At 61.3% G+C, this 5,246-nt stretch carries 5 protein-coding genes; 2 read left to right on the forward strand and 3 right to left on the reverse strand.

The genetic code is table 11. The annotated features are described in order from the left end of the window. Positions 1-112: 112 nt before the first annotated feature. Positions 113-574 (reverse strand): aminoacyl-tRNA deacylase, encoded by a 462-nt coding sequence (locus ACW9IR_RS28555; RefSeq protein ID WP_007917709.1) that lies wholly within the window; start codon positions 572-574, stop codon positions 113-115. A 175-nt stretch (positions 575-749) separates the two neighbouring features. On the opposite strand from ACW9IR_RS28555, the gene ACW9IR_RS28560 reads away from it, so the two are divergent. Together ACW9IR_RS28560 and ACW9IR_RS28565 are read left to right on the forward strand one after the other, a co-directional pair. Then, complete coding sequence (locus ACW9IR_RS28560) at positions 750-1,280, forward strand: NfeD family protein (RefSeq protein ID WP_457465967.1); 531 nt, start codon at positions 750-752, stop codon at positions 1,278-1,280. 2 nt (positions 1,281-1,282) lie between these two features. Then, on the forward strand, positions 1,283-2,041 hold the full coding sequence (locus ACW9IR_RS28565; RefSeq protein WP_007917711.1) for a slipin family protein: 759 nt from the start codon (positions 1,283-1,285) through the stop codon (positions 2,039-2,041). A gap of 5 nt (positions 2,042-2,046) precedes the next feature. Here ACW9IR_RS28565 and ACW9IR_RS28570 read toward each other — a convergent pair whose 3' ends face one another. Then, on the reverse strand, positions 2,047-3,627 hold the full coding sequence (locus ACW9IR_RS28570; protein ID WP_457465969.1) for a glycosyltransferase family 39 protein: 1,581 nt from the start codon (positions 3,625-3,627) through the stop codon (positions 2,047-2,049). Between the two features lie 55 nt (positions 3,628-3,682). Next, positions 3,683-5,246 (reverse strand): efflux transporter outer membrane subunit (locus ACW9IR_RS28575; RefSeq protein ID WP_457465971.1); only part of this gene is annotated, 1,564 nt, incomplete at its 5' end.

Raw genomic sequence — 5,246 nt, forward strand, 5'->3', positions numbered from 1 at the left:
AAATGGGGTGTGTGGAAGATTATTCGCGAGTAGGCTCGCTCCCACAGGGGAATGCGATCAACCTGTGGGAGCGAGCCTGCTCGCGAAGGCCTCAGTGCCGGCACCACAAAACCTAATCACTCAACTCCCGCACCTCGGCATGCGGCACCATTTTCAGAAACTCGGGCATGCTCATGTGCAGCAGATAATTGTGGTTGCCCGCCTCCAGATAAATATCCTTCTGCCGCGTCAGCAACGGGTCGATGACCATGTCCAGGCCATAAGAGCCACCCAGCGGCGGCACCGCGCCGCGCTCGCAGTCATCGAAGATGTGCGCCAGATTGCTTTCGCGGGTCAGTTGCCATTCGCCGCTGGTGCGTACCTTGCTCAGGTCCAGATGACGACTGGCCGGCAGCACGGCCATCAGGTAATGCCCGTGGTGGTCGTCGAGGATGATCGATTTGGCCACGCGCTCGGCGGGCACCCCGGCGACCCGTGCGGTTTCCAGGCTGCTGGACGAGTGTCGATGGGCGACGATGTCGTATTCGCAGTGCGCCCGGTTCAGGCTGCTCTGTACTTTTCTTGCCATGCGCATGATGCACCTCGGTGTTGCGCTGAACGGTGGTTGCCGTGTCTTTGAGTCTAGTTCGGCGGGGGTCTGGCGCAGGGAAATCCGCTCACCGGACATATCTGCACATTGATCAAAATTCATACAGGACAACCCTCAACTAGACTGAAAGAACCAGCCCATGACGCTCGCGGAGGGTCACGTGAACAGCCGATGTTGTGCGTTTGCCTTGCTCCTGCTGATCAGCGGTTCAGCCCTGGCTGCCGACACCCCGTTGCCGCCGATGAGTCCGACCGGTTTGTGGCTGATTACCTTGGGCATCGTCTTTCTGATCGCCGAAGCGGCGCTGCCCAATTACGGAGTGATCGGGCTGGGCGGCATCATCATGTTCGTCATCGGTGCGCTGATTCTGAGCAACGCCGAGTTGCCAGTGCCAATGATGATCGGCCTCGGTCTGATCAGCGCCCTGCTGTTGCTCGCGCTGCTGATCCGCGCCCTGAAAACCCGCCCGCGCCACGCCGTCAGTGGCGACGCTGGCCTGCTCGGCAGCGTGACCGCGATCACCACAGTGCAACCGGGCGATGCCCGCAATGGTTGGGTGCAACTGCAAGGTGAGCGCTGGCAAGTGCTCAGCGCCACGCCGCTGCACACCGGGCAATCGGTGCGCGTGGTGGGTCGCAAGGGATTGTTGCTGCAAGTGGCCGCGACTGACGCGGCGCCACTCGGAGAGTGATCATGGGTCTGCAAATCGGTTTTGTTGCGCTGCTGTTACTGGTCATTGCCTTGGCCGGTTCGACGTTTCGCATCCTGCGTGAATACGAGCGCGGCGTGGTGTTTCAGCTTGGCCGCTTCTGGCAAGTCAAAGGCCCGGGGCTGATCCTGCTGATTCCGGTGGTCCAGCAAATGGTTCGGGTCGACCTGCGCACGGTGGTTCTCGATGTGCCGCCGCAAGATGTGATCACCCGCGACAACGTGTCGGTGAAGGTCAACGCTGTGCTGTATTTCCGCGTGCTTGATCCACAGAAGGCGATTATTCAGGTTGAAGATTATCTGTCGGCCACCAGTCAACTGGCCCAAACCACCTTGCGTGCAGTGCTCGGCAAACACGAACTGGATGAACTGCTGGCTGAACGCGAGCAGTTGAATATCGACATCCAACAGGTGCTCGATGCGCAGACCGATGCCTGGGGCATCAAGGTCGCCAACGTCGAGATCAAGCATGTCGATCTCAACGAATCGATGGTGCGCGCCATCGCCAAACAGGCGGAAGCCGAGCGCGAACGTCGGGCCAAGGTGATTCACGCCGAAGGCGAACTGCAAGCCTCGGAAAAACTCATGCAGGCAGCGGAAATGCTCGGTCGCCAGCCTGGGGCAATGCAGTTGCGCTATATGCAGACCTTGAGTTCGATTGCCGGGGACAAAAGTTCGACGATTGTCTTTCCGTTGCCGATTGAATTGCTCAAGGGCATGGCGGATTTATCCGGCAAATCATGACCCGCCTATCCACTCGCAGGTTTGGGCACGAACAAGCGTGCTTGCATCCCGCCCGCGTGGACTTCAGCGCTGGTCTGCCAGGTCGCAGGTAGCGGTGAGAACTCTTGTGGCTCATCGACGGTTCCGACCAGCCAGACCCGGCCTCCGGCTGGCAGCTCGGTCAGGCTGTTCAGATAGACATCACTCGTTACCAGCGTGCCGAACCCGTACTCATTTGGCCGCGTCGATTGGCCATCGGCGTTCGGTGGGGTGAAGAGGCGCACTTGCGCCCCGGTGCGATCATAGTAGACGTAGCTCAAGTACCAGAGCATGTCGCTGGTGACGATGCGGTCACCAGGCAGAAAATGCTGATTGACGTACTTCACGACTGTGTCGAGCTGATCATGAGTGTCGACCGTGGCGTTGTTGTTTACGCCGACCAGTTCCACCGCGATCAGCGACACCAGTACCGCCAAGGCAAAAATCCGCACGCGGCTGTACAAACGGTCGATGGCCAACGCCGTCAGCATCGGCAAGCCAAGGGCATACGCCGTCAGATAACGCTCAATGAATACCGGCGTAATGAACGACACCAGATACACCAGCAATAGCGGCAGCCCGGTGTACAGCGCCAACAGAATACTGCCGCGCGACACACTGCGATCGCGCATCACAGCAATGACTGCCAGCCCCAGCATCGCCAGCGGCAACGCTGCGTAAATCAGCCACGGCAAACTTTCGCCGTCATCCTGAATCAGCCATGACCAGATCATCGATGGCAGCGAACTCAACGTAACGGCAGGCTCCCAACCGACATCGCCACCGGCCTCGAGCTGCTGCATGTGCTGCATCAAATCAAGCAGATTGGGCAGCCACGGCAGGTACAGCACGACAATGGCCAGGTTCGCCAGCCACCAGTTCCAGCGCTGGATGTGCCGGAACCGGTAACCACGCTGTACGCGGATCGCGATCAGATAAAGCCAGTGACACAGCGCCGCGAGCACGGCGAAATAGTGGGTGTAGAGCGCGGCGCTCATCAGCAGCAGGTAATACACCAGGTAGCGCTGGCGTTGCGGGCGCCGGATCCAGTAAACCAGCGCCAGGCTCGCGGCAATCAGCAGCGCACCGAGCAGCGCGTACATGCGCACTTCCTGGCTGTAGCGCACCGCCGTCGGTAGCAGTGCGAGCAACAATCCGGCGATAAACGCGGCGCGGCGAGTGGCCAGGCGATCCACCAGCCACACGCCCAGCCCGACCGCCGCAATACCGGTAAGCGCACTGAGAGCGCGGACCGCGAGAATGCCGTCCCCGAACAATTCGACCCAGCCATGCAGCAGCATGAAGTACAGCGGCGGATGCACATCAAATGCCGCGTGCTGCCAGATTTCACTCAGCGAATAGCGCGCCAGCAGCAGACTGGAACCTTCATCACCCCAGATCGCTGCCGCCGTCAGGTCATAAAAACGCACGAACGCGGCCAGCGCGAGAATTGGCCACAGCCAGTGATTTTTTACCCAACGCACCCAACGCAGGCTGCCGAACCAGGAACCGGGCGCGGCAAACGGATCTTGCGTGTCGCCCATTGGCGTGACTCTGTTGACCGCCATCGCTTCCTCTTGCCGCGCCGCAGCGCCACGAGAGTATGACGCGCCAACCTGCCCATCACTTTAGGTCAGCCACGGCGGAACCGTCGATGCCGGTTGGCGCTTTCACGACACCCGGCAACCCGGCGGCGACTTTTGCCTCTGGATACACCGATTGCCAACCGCCGCCCAAGGCCTTGTACAGCCCGACCATCGCCAGCGACACGCCAGTGGAGCTTTCCACCCACTGCTCCTGCGTCGCCAGCAGCGCGCCTTGCACGGTGAGGACGTTGACGAAATCGACCACGCCTTCGACGTATTGCTGTTGCGCGGTGCGCAGGGCGATCTGGTTCTGCCGTACGGCTTCGGCGAGGCTGTCGCGGCGGCGCTGGCTGGCGTTGTAGACGGTCAGTTGATCGTCGATTTCGTGCCATGCGCGCAGTACGGTTTGCTGGTAGGCGATCGCCGCTTCCTGTTGTTGCGCTTCGCGCAGTTGCAGCATGCCGCGCAGGCGTCCGCCGTCGAACAACGGCAAACTGAATTGCGGGCCGATGCCGAAGGCCCGCGAACCCCACGAGCCAAAGTCGCTGAGTTGCATGGCTTGCGAGCCGAGGTTGCCGGACAGGTTGATGCGCGGATAGAAGTCGCCTTTGGCTACACCGATATTGGCAGTGGCAGCGTGCAGGCGCGCTTCGGCCTGGCGGATGTCCGGGCGGCGTTCGGCCAGTTGCGACGGCAGGCCGATGGCGACTTGCAGCGGCGACTGCGGCACGGCGGCGTCTGTGGATAACTCTTTGGCCAATGCCTGTGGCGGTTCGCCCATCAGCAGGCTGATCGCGTTGATCAACTGCGATTGGCGTTGCTCCAGCGCCGGCAATCGCGATTCGATGGCCGCGACTTGCGCAGCGGCTTCGGCGACGTCGAGATCGGTCGCCACACCGTCGGCCAGACGCAGTTGCGAGAGCTTCAGGCTATGGCGGGCGACATCGAGGTTCTGCTCGGTGACGGCGCGGGTGTTTTGTACACCGCGCAGCTGAATGTAGTTTTGCGCCGTGTCAGCGAGCACTGCCAATAACACCCCGCGACGGTCGTTTTCGGCGACTTCGAGGTTGGCGTCGGCGGCTTCGGTTTCGCGACGTACGCGGCCCCAGAAATCCAGTTCCCATGAGGCGGAGAAACCGGCGTCCCACAGGTTGAACGCGGAATCGCCGTTGTGTCCGGACGGGTCGTTCAGGCCCTCGCTGCTGTTGCGTTTGCGCGCGTAACTCCCGGTGGCGGCAGTGCTCGGATAACGGTCAGCGGTTATCACCTGGCGCGCGGCACGGCTTTGTTGCAGGCGGCTGCTGGCCAGTTGCAGGTCGAGGTTGCTCTGCACCGCACGCTGAGTGAGTGCGGACAGTTGCGGGTCATGGAAGACCTCCCACCATCGTTCGTTGAGGGGTTCGCTGACAGCTTGGCTGGGGGCTGACTTGGCGGGTTTGGCCCAGTCGGCGATTTGTGTGGCTTCGGGTTTCTGGAAGTCAGGGCCTACGGTGCAGGCGGCGAGACTCATTGTGAGCAAGGCACTCAGAGTGATTTGCTGCCACTGGCCTCTTCGCGAGCAGGCTCGCTCCCACCTGTTGGAATGCGTTCTCCCTGTGGGA

It is taken from the genome of Pseudomonas sp. SDT291_1_S447 (assembly GCF_054070155.1).